We start from the raw sequence: 16,596 nt of genomic DNA, 5'->3' as shown, positions 1-16,596 counted from the left end.
CCGGTTCGCGGGCGACGTGGTGCTGACGGTCGTGCCCATGGCTTTCGTGCTCGGCGTGACCACGGCCGCCGGTCACTTCCAGGGCAGCGCCCACCCACTCGACGCCCTCGGCTACGGCTGGCTCGCCGCGGCCGCCCTCCCGCTGCTGCTCGTCCGCCGGTTCCCGCTGCCCGTGTTCGTCGTCGTGTACTGCGCGGTCCTGGCGTACTACTGGTCGGACTATCCGAACGGGCCGGCGCTCGTGTTGCCGACGATCGCGCTGTTCGTGCTGACCCGCCGTCGTGGCCCGCTGGTCGCCACGATCGCCGCGGTCGGTGCGCTGCTCGTCGCGGTCGGCGTGCATTTCGCGACCGGTGGCGCGTTCTTGTTCAACGCCAGCGCGGCGCTGATCGTGGTGTGGCTGACGGCGGTCATCGGCATCGGGACCGCGGCGCGGAACCGGGGTGCGGCGATCCGCGCCGCGCGCGAGCGGGCGGCCGAGCACCAGTACCGGATGGCCGAGCAGGAGCGGTTGCGGATCGCGCGCGAGGTGCACGACGTGGTCGCGCACAGCCTCGCGATGATCAACGTGCAGGCCGGGGTCGCCGCGCATGTCGCGGACCGGCGGCCGGAACAGGCGGTCGAGGCGCTGCGGGCGATCAAGGAGGCGAGCGCGTCGGCGCTGGCCGACCTGCGGGCGACGGTCGCCGTGCTGAGGTCGGGCCAAGGACTCGGCCCGGCGCCGAGCCTGCGCCAGCTCGACGAGCTGCTCGACCACGCGCGGGCGACCGGGCTGACCGTCCGGTTGCACGGCGCGCCGGGGGAGCTGCCCGCCCCGGTCGACGGCGCCGCGTACCGCATCCTGCAGGAGTCGCTGACCAACGTCGTCCGGCACGCCCACGAACCGTCCGAAGTGGACGTATCGTTCGGGCGGTCGAACGGGATGCTGTCGGTGCGGATCCGCGACAACGGCCGCGACGCCGGGGCGCCGGCGCCGGGCAACGGCCTGCGCGGGATGTCCGAGCGCGCGGCGGCGCTCGGCGGCACCGTACGGGCGGCGCCGGTCGACGGTGGTTTCGAGGTCCGGGCGGAACTGCCCGTCCATGAGGAGGGGCGATGACGATTCGCGTGGTGCTCGCCGACGACCAGGCGCTGGTGCGCGCGGGATTCCGGGTGCTGCTGGAGACCGAGGACGGGTTCGAGGTCTGCGGCGAGGCGAACGATGGCGGCGAAGCGGTCGAACTGGCCACGCGGCACCGGCCGGACGTCGTCGTGATGGACATCCGCATGCCCGGTATGGACGGCCTCGAAGCGACCCGCCGGATCACCGCCGATCCGGCGCTGGCGGCGGTGAAGGTGCTGGTCCTGACCACGTTCGACATCGACGAGTACGTCTACGACGCGCTGCGCGCGGGGGCGAGCGGGTTCCTGTTGAAGGACACCGAGCCGGTCGAGCTGCTGCGGGCGCTGCGTGTCGTCGCCGACGGCGAGTCCCTGCTCGCCCCGACGGTCACCCGGCGGCTCATTGCCGAGTTCGTCGGCCGCCCGGAGAACCGGCGCGTCGACACCCGCGCGGTCGAGCAGATCACCGGCCGCGAGCGCGAGGTACTGGCACTCGTCGCGGGCGGGCTGTCCAACGACGAGATCGCCGCCCAGCTGGTCATCTCCACGGCCACCGCGCGCACCCACGTCAGCCGGATCATGACGAAGGTCGGCGCGCGCGACCGCGCCCAGCTCGTGGTGCTGGCCTACGAATCGGGCCTGGTCAAACCCGGCAAGTAGCTACTTGCCCGGTGAGCGCAGCCGGGCCACCAGCCGTACCAGGAACACCACGGCCACTACGACGAGAATCGCGATCTGAACCCACATCTCTGGGCCCCCTTCCGCCCCCGATGCTCACTCAGAAGGCGCAGCGGGCGGGGATGAGGTTGCGCGACACGGCCAATCTCACCTGTTGGGCGTAACCCTGCGCTGCGGCTGCGCCGCATGGCGACCGGGCGCTGCCCGGCGGACCGGCCGCATGACCGTCGTCTCCTCGTTCGCGTTCGGCCGCGGCACCTGGGCCTGGTGTTTCGGCGGCGGATCGGCCCGAGGTGGCTTGCGCGGGGCGGGCCGCGGCGCGGGCCGAGGCCGCGGCGGGACGGGCGGCAGTTCGATGGTGATTTCCGCACTGACCGGGATCGGCGCCGGCTTGGGTTCCTTGCCGTGCGACAGCCGACGCGCCCAGGTGTGGCTCGGCCGCTCGACGTACCGGTAACTCAGCTCGACCACGCCGAACACGGCCGCGATCGCGAGCACCAGCGCGATCGGGAACGGGATCAGCGGGCGCATCAGGTCCAGCAGCACGAACGCGACCAGCGAATGCAGCAGGTAGATCGAGTAACTGCGCTCCGACAACGCCGTCCATGCCTTGCGCTGCCGCAGCTTCGGCTCGGCGAACATGCCCAGCAGGAAGCAGAGCACCGCGAAGGCCAGCGACAGGTTGTACGAAGTGTCGACCCGGCCGACGTTGATGATGTCGCCCAGCACGTACAGCGCCCAGGCGGCACCGCCGAACACCCCGCCGGCCCACAGCGGGATCTGCTTCGACGTGGTCGCCCAGATGATCTGCCCGATGACCGGGATCGCCAGGTACGACACGTTCACCGCGAACAGGAAGTACGAGGCGCCGAACTGCCGGGCCGTCAGCATCACGACGAGGATGAACGTCAGCTCGATCGCGATCGTCAGCCACACCGAGCGGCGCAGCAACGGCAGCATGGCGAGCAGCACCACGTAGAACAGGACCTCGACGATCATCGACCAGGCGACCGGGATCAGCACCACCTGCGGCACGACCAGGTAGTTCACCAGCAGGCTGTTGGTCAGCACGGTGAGCGGGGTCAGCGTCTGCGGCTGCCCGGTCGACGGCGGATGCAGGTGCACCAGCAGCACGAACGTGGTCAGCAGCACCACGAAGATGATCGGCACATACACCCGGATCAGCCGGTTCACCGAGAACCGCTGGATGCCCTGCCGCAACGCGATCGGGGTCACCACGAACCCGCTGACCAGGAAGAAGAACGGGACCGCGACCTCGCCGATGCCCTGTTTCGCCATGTGCATCGGATCGCTGGTCAGCGCCTCGAGGAAGTCGACGTACGGCGCCTTCTCGCCGTTGGTCTCGATCCACTCGTGCGCGATGTGGCTGTAGAAGACGAGCAGTGCGCCCAGCGCGCGGCCGACGTCGATGAAGACGATGCGCGTCTTCTTCGGGCGCTCCGGTGGGGTGGGTTTCGAGGGCTGCGAGAGTGCGGACTCGGCCAGTGCCCTCACCCCCCGGTTGTCCAGATTTCCACTCGTTCGGAGTGTAACCAACAACCGGTGGGTGTTTTTCGTGCTTGCCAAATCAGGGGTGGGCGGGCACCCCGGGGTCGAGCCAGAGCGTGACGAACTCCTTGTCGCTGGCCCTGGCCGTCTTGATCAGGTCCGCGTCGCCGCGCTCCCGCTCGACCGGCCCCTGCTCACCGACCTCGACCAGGCGATAGCCCAGCTCGCGGTACCCGGCGAGGACCGCCGCGGGATCGTCGCCCAGCTCTTCGATCGCGCTCGGGCAGAACTCGCACACGACGTGCGGCCGGTCCCGGCGCAGCGTGCCGGCGAGCCCGGCCAGCGCCCGGTGGTCGCGGCCCTGCAGGTCCACCTTGATCAGGGCGACCGGCTGCGCACCGATCTCCGGCACGTCGTCGAGCCGCAGCGCGCGGACCTCGGTGCCCGGCCCGTCGGCGCTGACCCGGTTGTCCCCGCTGTTGCCGGGGGAGGCCTGCGCGAGCCGGACCGTGGTCTCGTGGTCCCAGGCCGCGGCTTCGACGACGGTCGTCAGCCCGGCCGTCGAAGCCGGCAGGTTGACCCTCAGATTCCGGCGCAGGTATTCGGCGTTCACCGGATGCGCCTCGACCGCGATCGCGTGGGTCACGTCCGGGCAGGCCCGCAGCAGCCGCAGCGTGTGGTAGCCGACGTGCGCGCCGATGTCGACGATCGCGCCGGGGCGCCCGGTGGCGAGCCGGGTCATCAGCTCGGCCTCGCTGTCCTCCCAGGACCGGTGGAACTCGATCCACGGGAGCATGACCTCGTCGACCGGCATCAGCAGCGCGCCCACGTCACACGGCACCACGTCGGCGTCGCCCGGCACCGGGGCGTGCGCCATCCGGGCCGCTTCGCGCATTGCCGACATGTCGACGGAAATCCGCCGCAGTGCGGCTTCGTCCTGGTCGAGCCGCTTGTCCCGCGCCTCGAACATGTGGTGCGTCGAGGCGGTGACCGCCTGCAGCTCCGCGGTGAAACCGTCCGCCAGCTTCGTCAGGTCGGCTTCGAGGTTGCGCACCGCCAGCTCGTTCTCCGGCACCTCGGCCCGGAGCGCGGCGAGCGCGGACTCGACCGCGTTCAGCCGCCGGTCGACGATGCCCTTCACGGACTCGATCCGCTCGCTGACCCGGCGGCCGGTCTCGGCCGCGCGGCTCGCGTCGTCGAGCCGGGCCTCGATGGACTCCAGCCGCGCGAGCAGCCGCCCGGCGGTGTCCTCGGTGCCGTTGAGCAGGGCGCCCATCACCCGCCGCTGGTGCACGTCGTAGTGGTCGATCGCGCGCAGCACGGCCTTGCGCATGGCCGGCGCCAGCGGAGTGCGGGACGCCGCTTCGGATTCCGGCCGCCAGCGCAGGGCTTCCGCCGCCTGCCGGACCGGGGTCAGCGGATGTTCCGGTGCGAGCGCGACATGCCGGCTCTGCCAGATGCCGTACGCCGTTTCCAGCTCGGCGCGGATCCACTCGGCGGCGGCCGCCATCGACCGGGTCCGCAGGATGTGCCGGCGCGCCTGCCTGCCTCGCCGCGCGGCCTCCGCCGGATCGTCGGCGACCTGCCGCATCGCGGCCGCGGCGGCGCCGAGATCCGGATCCGCCCACATCGAGTTCGCGTCGTACGGCTCGCTGCCCTTGCCGACCGGCACCATCCGGTACGGGACCGGCCAGCCCGTGTGCTCGTCGAGGAACTCCGTCGTGCTGGAGTAGTCGGTGGAGATGACCGGCATCGCGCGGGCCATGGCCTCGGCGACGGTGAGGCCGAAGCCCTCACTGCGGTGCAAGGACACGTAGCAGCTGCTGCGCTCGTACAGCTTGTGCAGCTCGTCGAGGCTGAGGTACCGCTCGATCAGCTCGATCCGCTCGTCACCCGCGACCGCCGCGCGCAGGCGTTCGGCTTCGAGCGGGTGCCGCTCGCTGTTGATCGTCTTGATCGTCAGGTGCACGTCGTCGCGGCTGAGGAACGCCTTCTTGAACGCGGCGACCGTGCCCCACGGGTTCTTGCGCTGGGCGACGCTGTTGAAGTCGAACGCGAACAGGAACCGGACCGGGTCACCGGGCTTGCGCTCCGGGCGGACCGGCTCGCCGGGATCGCGGACCGGCACCGGGATCGTCTTGACGGGGATCGGCGAATGTTTCGCGAACGCCGTCCGGCAGAAGTCGCTGATCGTCCAGACCTCGTCGAGCAGCCCGAACGCGTGGTGCATCGAGCCGGGGAAGTCCTCCAGCTCCCAGGCCCACAGCCCGATCCGGTACCGGTCGTGCCCGACTTCGCGATGGCTGCCCAGCAGCGCGCGGGTCATGTCGGCGTTGACGACGAGCACGCTGAGCGGGAACCGCGGGTCGCCGATCGTGGTGGGCCGTTCGATGCCGGTGCGGTTGACCACCGAGCGTTCTTCGAGCACCGAGACCATCGGGATGCCGGCCGCCTCGATCGCGTCGTGCACGATCCGGCCCATCTCGCCGACGCCGAGTTCGGCGGTCAGGTAGCCGAGCAGGTTCACGCCGAATTCGTCGTCCGGCGGACGTGGCGTGGGCGGTCGTCCCGGCGCGCCCCAGCCCGCCAGCTCACCCTCGTTGAGCCCGGAGGTCCCGCACCACGCGCGGAACGCCTCGGCGTCCCCGCCGGTCGGATCCGGGAATGCCGTCTGCAGGTCGGTGCGTGCCGACCAGACCGCGAGCGTCATCCGGTTCAGCCCCGCGGCGGCCTGCGCCTCGTCGCTGGGCGTCGCCAGCCATTCCCGCAGGGCTTCGCCGCCGTCTTCGCCGTAGGCGTGCGGCGGCAGGGGCTTCTTCTTGCGCTCGGCCTTGATCCACGCCTCGCGGAACGCGCGGCGCGCGAGCCGCGGCAGCGGGGTGCCGTCGCCGAACGTCTTGAACCCGTACGGCACGGCTTCGAGCGTCTCGGCATACCCGGCTTCGCGCATCGCCTCGCCGTAGCTGTCGCACAGCGCGCGCAGATCCGGGTTGGCGGACAACAGGACCCGCGGTTTGCGCTGGCAGTACAGGGTGAGCAGCCACGGCTGTTCCGGCCGGTACCCACTGAAGTGGAAGAACCTCAGCTCGGCGCCGCCCGCGGTCAGCCGGCCGTCGGCCTCCCGCCGCAGTTGCCGCTCGTGCAGGTTCCAGTAGGCGACATTGAAACCCGGGTCGCGCAGCACGTGGTGACCGAACAGCGCGGGCACGTTGTCCACCCAGCGCTGGTCGGTGAACAGCTGCCGCTCGGGGGCGACGATCGCGTCGTGCTTGAGCCGCTCGGCCCAGAAGTCGAGGAAGCCGCCGGAGCCGGGGCCCACGCCGATGAAGCCCAGGTTGAAGATGCCCGAGCCCATGATGCCGGCCTCGTCGGGCTCGCAGCCGTCGCGCGGCAGCGGCTCGAGTACGTGCGGGGTGAGCACGATGCCGTGCGCCATCGCGAGTTCCGCGATCTCCGGCATCGGCGCGAACACCTTGATGTCCGGGTCGAGGTAGATCGCGACGTCGCTCTCGCGGCGCAGTTCCCGCAGCAGGTACGGCTTGACCGAGGTGGCCAGCTCGGTGACCGAGTAGGCCGTCGCCATCCGGAGGTAGTCGTCCTCCGCGATCCCGAAGGCCTCCCAGCCGACGATCCGGTACCCGTCCTGCTCCGGCTCGTCGTGCGCGTCGATGACCGCGATCACGAACTCGTTGGCGGGATGCTGCGCCAGGTAGGACCGGGCCAGTACCTTCGCCGCCGGCAGGTAGTTGCGCGCGACGATCGTGCACGCCGTGACCCGAGCGTCAGCCATTGGCGGGCAGTACCTTCAGCTGGGCGTTGAGGACCTGGGTGAAGTCGGCCTGCGCGGCCTGCGCGTCGGCGTTGTTCACCTCGATGCGGATCACCACGTCGTCGTGCGCGTAGTGCGCGCGGATCTGGGCCGGGTTCCCGTTCTTGGCGCTGACGGACGACGCGAGCACGTTGTCCGGCACGTCCGTGAGCCGGGCCATGCCGTTGCGGATCTGGATCCCGAGCAGGTCGCTCGCGGCGCTGGTGGCCGTCTGCGGGTCGCTCACCTTGGTCAGCAGTATCAGCACGCGGCTGCCGTCGGCGAGCCGACGGCCGACGAACTTGGTGTCCCCGGCGGACGCCGACTGGTAGGTCGAGATCTCGGCCGACGTCAGGTACTGCAGACCGGGGATCTGCGAGAAGTTCTTGATCTGGTCGAACTTCTCGGGCGTGCCCGGCAGCGTGGCCACCGCCAGCGGATCGGGTGGGGGCGGCGGTGGTGCGGCCTGCGACGTGGTCGCGGCCTGGCTACCCCCGTCGCCGCCGGATCCCTGGCCCCACAACAGGTACGCGCCGACCGCGAGCCCGGCTACCACCACGACCGCCGCGACGATCGCGCCGATCTTGACGCCGTTGCCCTTTTTCGGCTTGCTGTCAAAGGATTCCGGGCCCTGCTGGGCCCAGCCGGGCTCACCGCCGGGCGCGATCGGGGGCAGGTCGCCGCCACCCCACGGCGGGCTCTGGTCGGATTCCGCGGCGTGCCACGGGGTCTGCGGGAAGCCACCGGCCGGTGAGGCGGGGCCGGCCTGCGGGAAACCACCGGGCGGGGAGTAGGGCACCTGCTGTTGCTGGGGCGGCGCCACGTACTCGGTACGGCCGGATTCGCCCGCCTGCTGTGCGGGCTGCTGTTGCTGCCACTGCTGCGGCACCGCCTGGGTGCGCTCCGCGCTGCTGTCCTGCTGCGGAGCCGCCGGCGGGGCCTGCGCCGGAGTGCCCTGCGGGGGGCTGATCGGCGCGATGATCTGCGTCGAGTCCGCGTTGCCCTCGCTCGGCTGGCCCTGCGGGTCGGCTTGGCCGACCGCCGACGACAGCACCTGGTCACGTCGTATCCGGTAGTCGTCCGCGGAGAGTCGGCCCGACGCAAGCTCCTCGTCCAGCTTGCGCAGCTCCTCCTGCCAAGACACCAGGGGCCCCCTATCTGTTGGCTTGGCGGCATCGGGTCGGCCGCCGCGACCCGAGTGGATAGCGACCTGCACATTGTGCACGGCAGCGGCCTTGTCCGGCCTCGCGGGTCGTATTGTTATCTACCCTGCGGTACCAGGTGTTTCACCCTGCGGGAAACGCGCCCGTGACCTGCGTGCGGATCTGTTCGAGCCGGCTGCGGAGCTGGTTCGGATCACCGGTCAGCGGCTGTGAGACGCCGATGCCGACGGCGAGCGGGCCGGAGGAGTACCAGAGCGCGGTGACCCGGCCCGCGGAGCTGCTGCCGGTGAAAATGAGGTCCGCGTTCGCCGGGCCGAGCGCGGCCATCGTGAACCCGGTGTCGGTGAGGTGCTTGCGCTGCGCGGCCGCGAGTTTCGTGGCTTCGGCGGGCGAGGGCACCGGGACCACCAGCAGTGCCGTCCCGTTCGGGCTGTTCGCGGGATTGGACGCGGCGCGGTAGATGATCTCCTGCGCGCCGGCCGCTTTCATGACGTCCGCGTCGGCCTGGGTGATCAGCTTCAGTTGGAGCGCTTTGTCGATGGACAGCGTCGAGTTGGCGGGGTTCGCGGCGCCGGGCAGGGTCGGCAGCCTGGCCTCGGCACGCTCGGCGGCGCCGGCCGGGTCCACGGGCGGCGCGCTGCTCGTCGGCGCACTGCTGGCCGGGCTGGGGTCGTTGCGGGTGCCGAGCAGCCAGGTGGCGCCGATGATCATGGCGAGCACGATGAAGATGCCGAGCGCGAGGAACAACCAGGTCGGCTTGCCGCGTCCGGTGCGCACGGGGCGGGTCGGCAGCGGGGGCACCTCGGGCTTGGCCGGCGTCAGGCCGGGCAGCGGGCCGATCGCGCGGGTGACGATCGTCGGCGCCTCGTGGATCGTCGTCGGGTAGCGCATCGAGTCGGTCGGGTTCTCGTCGGCCGGGCTGGGCGCGCTCGTCGGCCGGTCGGTCGAAAGCAGAGAGGCGGACCAGCTCGGCGCCGCGGGCTGCTCGGCCGGCCACGCCGGGGATTCGGGCCACGCGTGTGCCTGGCCGCCCTCGACGGGCGCCTTGACCGGCGACGGCGAAAACCCGCCGGACGCGGCGGCGAGCAGCTCTTCCCGCTGCCTGCGGTGCTCGCGCAGGCTGATCTCACCGCTGGCCAGCTGCACATCCAGGCGGCGGAGGTCTTCCTGCCAGGTCATCGGGGGCTCCTCGGGTCTCAAGTCCGGCCCGGCCCTTAACTTAGCGCGATCGAGTGAAGTTGGTCTTCTGGCGTCAGAACAACGTCAGCGGACCGCTGGCGAGCGGCGCCGGCAGTGGTTCGACCTCGGGCAACCGGGCGCGGACCTCGTCGTGGAAGCGGCGGGCGAGGACGAGCGCCTGCGCGTTGTCCGGTGTGTGCACGAAAACCGTCGGGGAGCGGCCCTCGCGCAACCAGCCGACGACGGCGTCGAGCCAGTGCTGCCAGCCGCTGACCGTGTGCGCGTCGTCGTCGCGCCCGATGTAGCGGACGACGGGGTGCGCGGTGAGCGCGTGCGAGCGGCGAGGCAGGCGCGGCTTCTTCTGCCACGCCTCCTCTTCCGCGGGACCGATCGGCGGCGCGCCGAACAGGACCGTCGTGTCGAACACGACCCATTCGGCGCCGACGTCGCCGAGCACCTGCTCCAACCGCTGCGGGTGCTCGAAGAACGCGGGATGCCGCACCTCGACCGCCAGCCGGCGATCCCGTGGCATGCGGCGCAGGAACGCGGCGAGCGCGCCGAGATCCGGCGGGCCGAACGACGCCGGCAGCTGGACCCACAGCGCGTGCACCCGCTCGCCCAGGGGCTCGATCGTGTCGAGGAAGCTCCGGACGAGCCCGGCGACGTCACCCAGCCGGCGTTCGTGGGTGATCGCCTTCGGCATCTTGAGCAGGAACCGGAAGTCCGGCGCCGTCTGCTCCACCCACGACGCGATCGTGCTCGCGGCCGGCGTCGCGTAGAAGGTCGTGTTGCCCTCCACCGCGTTGCACCAGCTCGCGTAGGAGCGCAACCCTTTCCGCACCGGCCACGCCGGGTGGGTCCACATCGCGCAGCCGACGTGCAGTTTCATGGCTGGAGGCTACTCACCCGACTCGTCCAGATAGGCCGCCGCTTGCAGGGTGAACAGGTCGGCGTAGTTGCCGCCCAGCCGCATCAGCTCGTCGTGTGTGCCGTGTTCGGCGAGCTTTCCGTTGTCCAGCAAGAGGATCTTCTCGGCCTGACGCACCGTCGAGAACCGGTGCGAGATGTACAGCGTGGTCCGGCCCGCCGCGAGCGCCCGCAGGCGCGCGAACAGGTCGTGCTCGGCCTGCGCGTCGAGCGCCGAGGTGGGCTCGTCGAGGATCAACAGCGGCGCGTCCCGCATGAAAGCCCGTGCCAGCGCGACTTTCTGCCATTCCCCGCCGGAAAGGCTCACCCCCTGGTCGAACCACCGGCCGAGCGGGCTGTCGTAGCCCTTCGGCAGTCGCTCCAGCCGCTCCGCCGCGCCCGCCCGCCGCGCCGAGTCGACGATCCGGTCTCGATCGTCCAAACCGGACAGTTGGCCGAGCCCGATGTTCTCCGCCGCGGTCCCTTGGTACGTCACGTAATCCTGGAACATCGCGCTGATCTGGGTGCGCAGCTCGTCCGGGTCGAACTCGCGGATGTCCACGCCGTCGAGCAGGATCCGCCCGCCCGTCGGGTCGTACAACCGGCACAACAGCTTGATCAGCGTCGACTTGCCGGCACCGTTGCGGCCGACGACGGCGACCGTCTCGCCCGGCCGGATCTCGAAGCTCACGCTGTCCAGCGCCGGCTCGTCCGCACCGGGATAGCTGAACGACACCTCCAGGAACTCGACGTGCCCGCGCACCTTCGCCGGCAGCGGCCGGGGCTGCGCGGGCGCGGTGATCCGTGGCCGGGTAGCGAGGAACTGGTACAGCGTGTCGAGATACAGATTGTTCTCGTACATCCCCGAAAACCCGGTGAACAGGCCCTGCACCGACGTCTGCACCGCGGTCGCCGCGCTCGTGTACAGCGCGAGGTCGCCGATCGTCAGCCTGCCGTGCACCGCCTCCAGCGCGATGTACAGCGCGATCCCCGAACCCGCCGCCGTCGACAGGAAACTCCACGCCGTGCCGACGAGATTCCGCTTGGTGGTGAGCTTGCGCTCCCGGGCGTAGAAGGTCTGCCCGAGCCGCAGGAACCGGTCGGTCAGGTACTGCCCGAGCCCGAAAAGCTTGGTCTCCTTGGCGTATGTGTCCGTCGTGACCAGCGAGGACAGGTAGTCCATCCGCCGCCGGATCGGCGAGATGTACAGCGCCAGGATGAAGGCCCGCGCGCCGTACTTGGACTGCGAGATGAAGGCCGGGATCGGCGCCAGCAGCGCGATCACCGCCAGCAGCGGGCTCACCGAGACCAGCAGCGCGACCATGCTCGCGAACGTGATGCCCGTGCGGATCAGGCCCAGCGCGGAGTTCATCATCGACACCGGGCGTTGTGGCGCCTCCTGCGAAGCCTGGCGCAGCAGGTCGTAGGACTCCGACCCTTCGAAGAACGCGAGGTCCAGCTTCGCCGCGTGTGCCATCACCTGGTGCCGGATGGTCAGCGTCATCCGTTCCTGCAACAGCTGCTGTGCCATGTTCGTCACCGCGGTGGTGACCGCGGTCGCCGTGAAGATACCCAGCTGGAAGGCCGCGATCTCGATGATCCGCCCGGTCGTGCCGTGCCCCTGCACCGCCGCGACAACGGCGTCCAGCAACAGCTTCGCGACGTACGCGGTGAGCGTCGGGGTCAGCCCACCGATCACTGTGGACAGTCCGATGAGGATGGTCATCACCGGGCTGGCCTGCCAGGTCAGCTTGAGCACCTTGGGCAGGCCGCGCACGGTCCCGCCGGCCGACGTGCGCAGCCGGTGCAGCCGCGCCCGCAGGTCCTTCGGCCCGCCGTCCGGTTCCGGATCGGGGATCTCGATCGGGCCGGTCAGCCCGCTGTCGGGCACGGTGCTGCTCGCCTGCCGCAGCTTCCGGCGGAGCCCGACCGGCGCCCCACCGCTGTGCGTCACTGGGCTTTCACCGCCCCGTGCAGGAAAACATCGATCAGCGCGCTCGCGTCGGCGGCCTTCTCGTCGCTGCGGGCGCGGCTGAACAGCAGCGACAGGAAGATCCCGCCGAGCTGGTCGGGCGGCAGGCGCAGCTCGTCGCGTTCGGGCTCGAACAGTTCCGCCACCGCCGCCCGCATCGCCGCGAACGACGCCTGCCGGTCGCCGTGCATGCCCCGTTTCCGCGCGCCCGACCGGTGCATTGCGCCCGCGACCGCGCCCAGCCGCTCGAGATACGCCGACAGCACGTCGATGGCCTCCGCCAGCCGCTGCTCCAGTGGCTGGTCGAGCGGGATCTCCGCGAGCAGTTCGAGCATCCCGTCCGGGCGCAACGCCTCGTACACGCACGCCTCCACGAGTTCGTCCTTGTCCTTGAACGCGCGGAAGATCGTGCCCTCGCCGATGCCCGCCGTGCGCGCGATCTGCGCCGTCGTGACCGCGGCGCCGTGCTCGACGATCAGCGGCAGCACGGCCCGCACGATCATCTTCCGGCGTTCCTCGGGGCTCATGCCCGGGGCGCGCCGCTTGGTCTCCGTCATGCCGCCAGTCTGCGGAGTGAGTGCTCACTCCGTCAACTGGATATCAGAAAACCGGCCCTCGGCGAGAGCCGGTTTTCCGGTCAGTACGTGATCGCGAATGCCGGGTCGGCCAGCAGCGCGCCGACGTCGGCGAGGAACTGCGAGCCCTGCTGCCCGTCGACCAGCCGGTGGTCGAAGCTCAGCGCGAGCTGCAGCACCTTCCGCACGGCGAGCGCACCGTCGACGACCCACGGCATGTCCTTGATCGCGCCGAAGGCCAGGATGGCCGCCTCGCCGGGGTTGATGATCGGTGTCCCGGTGTCGACGCCGAACACGCCGACGTTGGTGATCGTGATCGTGCCGTGCAGCATGGCCTCGGGTGGCGTCTTGCCGTCGCGCGCGGTCGCGGTCAGCTGTTCGAGCGCGACCGCGAGCTCCGGCAGGGACATTGCGTCCGCGTCCCGGATCTTCGGCACCACGAGCCCGCGCGGGGTCGCGGCGGCGATCCCGAGGTGCACGTAGTCCTTGTAGACGATCTCGCCCGTGGCCTCGTCCCACGTCGCGTTGACGTCCGGAGTCCGTTTGGCGGCAAGGCAAACCGCCTTCGCGGCGAACGCCAGCGGGGTGAGCTTCACGCCCTGGAAGGACGGGTGCTTCTTGAGCCGCTCCCGCAGTTCCATCATCGGCGTGACGTCGACGGTCAGGAACTCCGTGACGTGCGGGGCAGTGAACGCGCTGGTCACCATCGCCTGCGCGGTCGCCTTGCGGACGCCCTTGATCGGCACCCGGCGTTCGCGCGCACCAGTCTGCATGGGAGCCGCCGGGGTCGCGGGCGCTGCCGCACGTTGGACGTCCTCGCGCGTGATCACACCCTCGGCCGATCCGGTCAGCGTGGTCAGGTCCACGCCGAGATCCTTGGCGAGCTTGCGCACCGGCGGTTTCGCCAGTGGCACATAGCCCCCCTTGACCGCGACCGGTGCCTCCGGAGCGACCTCGCGGCGAGCACGCCGCTTCGCGGTGACCGTCTTGGAGCCGTAGCCGACGAGCGGCTTCATCTCCTCCTCGGGCGCGGAGCCGTTCGCCGACGCACCGCCGGGATCGACGTCGATCGTCAGGATCGGCGCGCCGACCTCGACCGTCTGTCCTTCCGTCACCAGGATCTCGGTGATCCTGCCGGCCCACGGGATGGGCAACTCGACCGCGGCTTTGGCGGTCTCGACCTCGACCACGATCTGGTTGACCGCTACCTCGTCGCCCGGTTTCACCCGCACCCCGAGGATTTCGGCCTCGGTGAGGCCTTCGGCGGTGTCGGCGAGCAGGAACTGTTTGAAGTCAGGCACCGGTCACCAACCCAGCGAGCGGTCGACGGCGTGCAGCACCCGGTCCAGGTCCGGCAGGTAGTGATCCTCCAGTTTGGACGGTGGGTATGGCGTGTCGAAACCCGTCACCCGCAGTACCGGTGCCTCCAGCGAGTAGAAGCACTCCTGCTGCACGCGCGCGGCGATCTCGGAGCTGATCGAGGATTCCGAGGGCGCCTCGGTCACCGCGATCAGCCGGCCGGTGCGGCGCACCGACTCGATCACCGGACCGAGGTCCAGCGGCGAGATCGTGCGGAGGTCGATGACCTCCAGCGACCGGCCTTCTTCCTGCGCGGCCGTCGCCGCGTCCAGACACACCTTCACCGACGGCCCGTACGCGACCAGCGTCGCGTCGGTGCCCTGGCGCACGACCCGGGACGCGAACAGCGGCCCCGCCGGGTTGGCAGTGTCCACTTCGGACTTGAGCTGTCCGTTGTGGTACAAGCGTTTCGGCTCGAAGAACAGCACCGGGTCGTCCGAGGCGATGGCCTGCTGGATCATCCAGTACGCGTCGGCCGGGTTGGAGCACGACACGACCTTCAGCCCGGCGATATGGGCGAACAGCGACTCGGGCGACTCCGAGTGATGCTCGACGGCACCGATCCCGCCGCCGAACGGCACCCGCACCACGACCGGCACCTTGATCTTGCCCTGGCTGCGGTAGTGCAGTTTCGCGAGCTGGCTGGAGATCTGGTCGAACCCGGGGAAGATGAACCCCTCGAACTGGATCTCGCACACCGGCCGGAACCCGCGCACGGCGAGGCCGACCGCGGTGCCGATGATGCCGGACTCGGCGAGCGGCGTGTCGAGCACGCGCTGCTCACCGAAATCCTTCTGCAGCCCGTCGGTGATCCGGAAGACGCCGCCGAGCTTGCCGACGTCCTCGCCGAGAATGATGACCTTGTCGTCGGCCTCCATCGCGGCACGCAGGCCCAGATTGATGGCCTTGCCGATGGTGAGCGTCTGCACCGTCGATGCGGATTCGTCCACAGCGTCTTTCGGGCTGGACTTCACGGGGGCGGCCATCAGCGCTCACCCGCCGTCGCGAAGCCGTCCAGGTAGGCCAAATATTCTTCGCGCTGCGCGTCCAGCACCGGCGAGGGCTCGGCGTAGACGTTCGCGAACACCCGTTCCGGCGGTGGTTCCGGCATGTTGAAGGTGAACTCGCGCAGGTCGGCGGCGAACGCGTCGGCCTCGGCCTGGATCTGGTCGAAGTACGACTGGTCGGCATACCCGCCGCGGGCGAGGAACGCACGCACGCGCTCGATCGGGTCCTTCAGCTTCCACGCCTCCAGCTCGTCCGACAGCCGGTAGCGCGTCGGGTCGTCGGTCGTGGTGTGCGCGTCCATCCGGTACGTGAAGGCCTCGATCAGGACGGGACCGTTGCCGTGGCGGCATTCGTCGAGCGCCCAGCGGGTGACCGCGAGGCAGGCGAGCACGTCGTTGCCGTCGACGCGGATGCCGGGGAAGCCGTAGCCGCGGGCGCGCTGGTACAGCGGCAGGCGGGACTGGCGCTCGGTCGGTTCCGAGATGGCCCACTGGTTGTTCTGGCAGAAGAAGACGAGCGGCGCGTCGTACACGGCGGACCAGACGAAACCCTCGTGCACGTCGCCCTGGCTGGTGGCACCGTCACCGAAGTAGACGATGGTGGCCTCGTCAGTGTCTGATGGCCTGCCGTCACCGTCTGTGTTTCCCACTCTGCCCTCGAACTTCTGCCCCATGGCGTAGCCGGTGGCGTTGAGGACCTGGTTGCCGATGACGATCGTGTACGGGTGGAAGCGGTGCTTCCGGAAGTCCCAGCCGCTGTGGTCGGCGCAGCGGAACAGGCCCATCACGTCGCGGAGGTCGACGCCGCGCGTGTACGCGACGCCGTGCTCGCGGTAGCTGGGGAAGGCCATGTCCTGCTGGCGAAGGGCTCTGCCGGAGCCGACCTGCGCGGCCTCCTGGCCGAGCAGCGGAACCCAGATGCCGAGCTGGCCCTGGCGCTGCATGGCGTTGGCCTCGCGGTCGGCGCGGCGGACCAGCACCATGTCGCGGTAGAGCCCGCGCAGTGCCTCGCCGTCGATATCGGCCACATACCGGTCGAACTGGGCTGAGGCGACTCGTTCGCCCTCTGGCGTGAGCAGCTGGGTCAGCTCAGCGCCACCTTCTGTCGTTGCTCGCAAACCCGCGATCACCTGCTCCGGGGACGGTTGTGCCGCCTGGGCGGCCGGTCCTTCACCGGGCTCCGGGTGCGTCCACTGTTCGGGGGACGACATACGCGTGCTCTCCTCGGTGTCGTGCCGCGAAGCCACTTGTGGCGGCAACAGCGGCGGCGCCGGCAGCCGCCCGCGCATCGGGTCCGAAGCGCTCGGGCAGCCGTCGGCCATGACGGCTTACGCCGTCA

General features: G+C 70.4%; 12 protein-coding genes. 2 read left to right on the top strand and 10 right to left on the bottom strand.

Annotation, left to right across the window (positions count from 1 at the left end; all coding sequences use genetic code 11):
- Positions 1–37 precede the first annotated feature (37 nt).
- Both LOZ83_RS10540 and LOZ83_RS10535 read left to right on the top strand, forming a co-directional pair.
- A complete protein-coding gene (locus LOZ83_RS10540) occupies positions 38–1,099 on the top strand; it encodes a sensor histidine kinase (protein WP_236790757.1) in 1,062 nt (353 codons plus the stop codon).
- A complete protein-coding gene (locus LOZ83_RS10535) occupies positions 1,096–1,761 on the top strand; it encodes a response regulator transcription factor (protein ID WP_236790238.1) in 666 nt (221 codons plus the stop codon). Before LOZ83_RS10540 ends, LOZ83_RS10535 begins: the two co-directional genes overlap by 4 nt.
- Positions 1,762–1,926: 165 nt before the next feature.
- On the opposite strand, the gene LOZ83_RS10530 is transcribed toward LOZ83_RS10535, so the two are convergent.
- The 10 genes from LOZ83_RS10530 to pdhA form a co-directional block, all read right to left on the bottom strand.
- Positions 1,927–3,294 (bottom strand): acyltransferase, encoded by a 1,368-nt coding sequence (locus tag LOZ83_RS10530; protein ID WP_236790237.1) that lies wholly within the window; start codon positions 3,292–3,294, stop codon positions 1,927–1,929.
- A 73-nt stretch (positions 3,295–3,367) separates the two neighbouring features.
- A complete protein-coding gene (locus LOZ83_RS10525) occupies positions 3,368–7,078 on the bottom strand; it encodes an FkbM family methyltransferase (RefSeq protein ID WP_236790236.1) in 3,711 nt (1,236 codons plus the stop codon).
- Positions 7,071–8,240 (bottom strand): hypothetical protein, encoded by a 1,170-nt coding sequence (locus LOZ83_RS10520; protein WP_236790235.1) that lies wholly within the window; start codon positions 8,238–8,240, stop codon positions 7,071–7,073. The genes LOZ83_RS10525 and LOZ83_RS10520 overlap by 8 nt, the downstream gene beginning before the upstream one ends.
- Before the next feature lie 142 nt (positions 8,241–8,382).
- Positions 8,383–9,438: a hypothetical protein gene (locus tag LOZ83_RS10515; protein ID WP_236790234.1), complete on the bottom strand. Its 1,056-nt coding sequence runs from the start codon at positions 9,436–9,438 to the stop codon at positions 8,383–8,385.
- Between the two features lie 73 nt (positions 9,439–9,511).
- Positions 9,512–10,303, bottom strand: coding sequence for a DUF72 domain-containing protein (locus LOZ83_RS10510; RefSeq protein WP_374202658.1), 792 nt, complete (start codon positions 10,301–10,303; stop codon positions 9,512–9,514).
- 33 nt (positions 10,304–10,336) lie between these two features.
- A complete protein-coding gene (locus LOZ83_RS10505) occupies positions 10,337–12,298 on the bottom strand; it encodes an ABC transporter ATP-binding protein (RefSeq protein ID WP_236790232.1) in 1,962 nt (653 codons plus the stop codon).
- Positions 12,295–12,843 (bottom strand): TetR/AcrR family transcriptional regulator, encoded by a 549-nt coding sequence (locus LOZ83_RS10500; protein ID WP_236790756.1) that lies wholly within the window; start codon positions 12,841–12,843, stop codon positions 12,295–12,297. Before LOZ83_RS10500 ends, LOZ83_RS10505 begins: the two co-directional genes overlap by 4 nt.
- A gap of 110 nt (positions 12,844–12,953) precedes the next feature.
- Entirely contained in the window at positions 12,954–14,192 is a 1,239-nt protein-coding gene (locus LOZ83_RS10495) for a dihydrolipoamide acetyltransferase family protein (protein WP_236790231.1), read from the bottom strand.
- Positions 14,193–14,195: 3 nt separating this feature from the next.
- On the bottom strand, positions 14,196–15,236 hold the full coding sequence (locus LOZ83_RS10490; RefSeq protein ID WP_236790230.1) for an alpha-ketoacid dehydrogenase subunit beta: 1,041 nt from the start codon (positions 15,234–15,236) through the stop codon (positions 14,196–14,198).
- Positions 15,236–16,468, bottom strand: coding sequence for a pyruvate dehydrogenase (acetyl-transferring) E1 component subunit alpha (pdhA, locus tag LOZ83_RS10485; protein WP_236790755.1), 1,233 nt, complete (start codon positions 16,466–16,468; stop codon positions 15,236–15,238). The genes LOZ83_RS10490 and pdhA overlap by 1 nt, the downstream gene beginning before the upstream one ends.
- Positions 16,469–16,596 lie beyond the last annotated feature (128 nt).

Origin of the sequence: Amycolatopsis sp. GM8 (assembly GCF_021653975.1) — a bacterium.
Taxonomy (GTDB): Bacteria; Actinomycetota; Actinomycetes; order Mycobacteriales; family Pseudonocardiaceae; genus Amycolatopsis_E.
The sequence above is the reverse complement of the archived record's forward strand: the minus strand, read 5'-3'. Positions and strand labels throughout refer to the sequence as shown.

Excerpts from the sequence above, each read along its gene's own strand:
- LOZ83_RS10490 (WP_236790230.1), bottom strand. The coding sequence starts at position 15,236 with ATGGCCGCCCCCGTGAAGTCCAGCCCGAAAGACGCTGTGGACGAATCC.
- LOZ83_RS10535 (WP_236790238.1), top strand. The coding sequence starts at position 1,096 with ATGACGATTCGCGTGGTGCTCGCCGACGACCAGGCGCTGGTGCGCGCG.
- LOZ83_RS10525 (WP_236790236.1), bottom strand. The coding sequence starts at position 7,078 with ATGGCTGACGCTCGGGTCACGGCGTGCACGATCGTCGCGCGCAACTAC.
- LOZ83_RS10515 (WP_236790234.1), bottom strand. The coding sequence starts at position 9,438 with ATGACCTGGCAGGAAGACCTCCGCCGCCTGGATGTGCAGCTGGCCAGC.
- LOZ83_RS10500 (WP_236790756.1), bottom strand. The coding sequence starts at position 12,843 with ATGAGCCCCGAGGAACGCCGGAAGATGATCGTGCGGGCCGTGCTGCCG.
- LOZ83_RS10540 (WP_236790757.1), top strand. The coding sequence starts at position 38 with ATGGCTTTCGTGCTCGGCGTGACCACGGCCGCCGGTCACTTCCAGGGC.
- LOZ83_RS10510 (WP_374202658.1), bottom strand. The coding sequence starts at position 10,303 with ATGTGGACCCACCCGGCGTGGCCGGTGCGGAAAGGGTTGCGCTCCTAC.
- pdhA (WP_236790755.1), bottom strand. The coding sequence starts at position 16,468 with ATGTCGTCCCCCGAACAGTGGACGCACCCGGAGCCCGGTGAAGGACCG.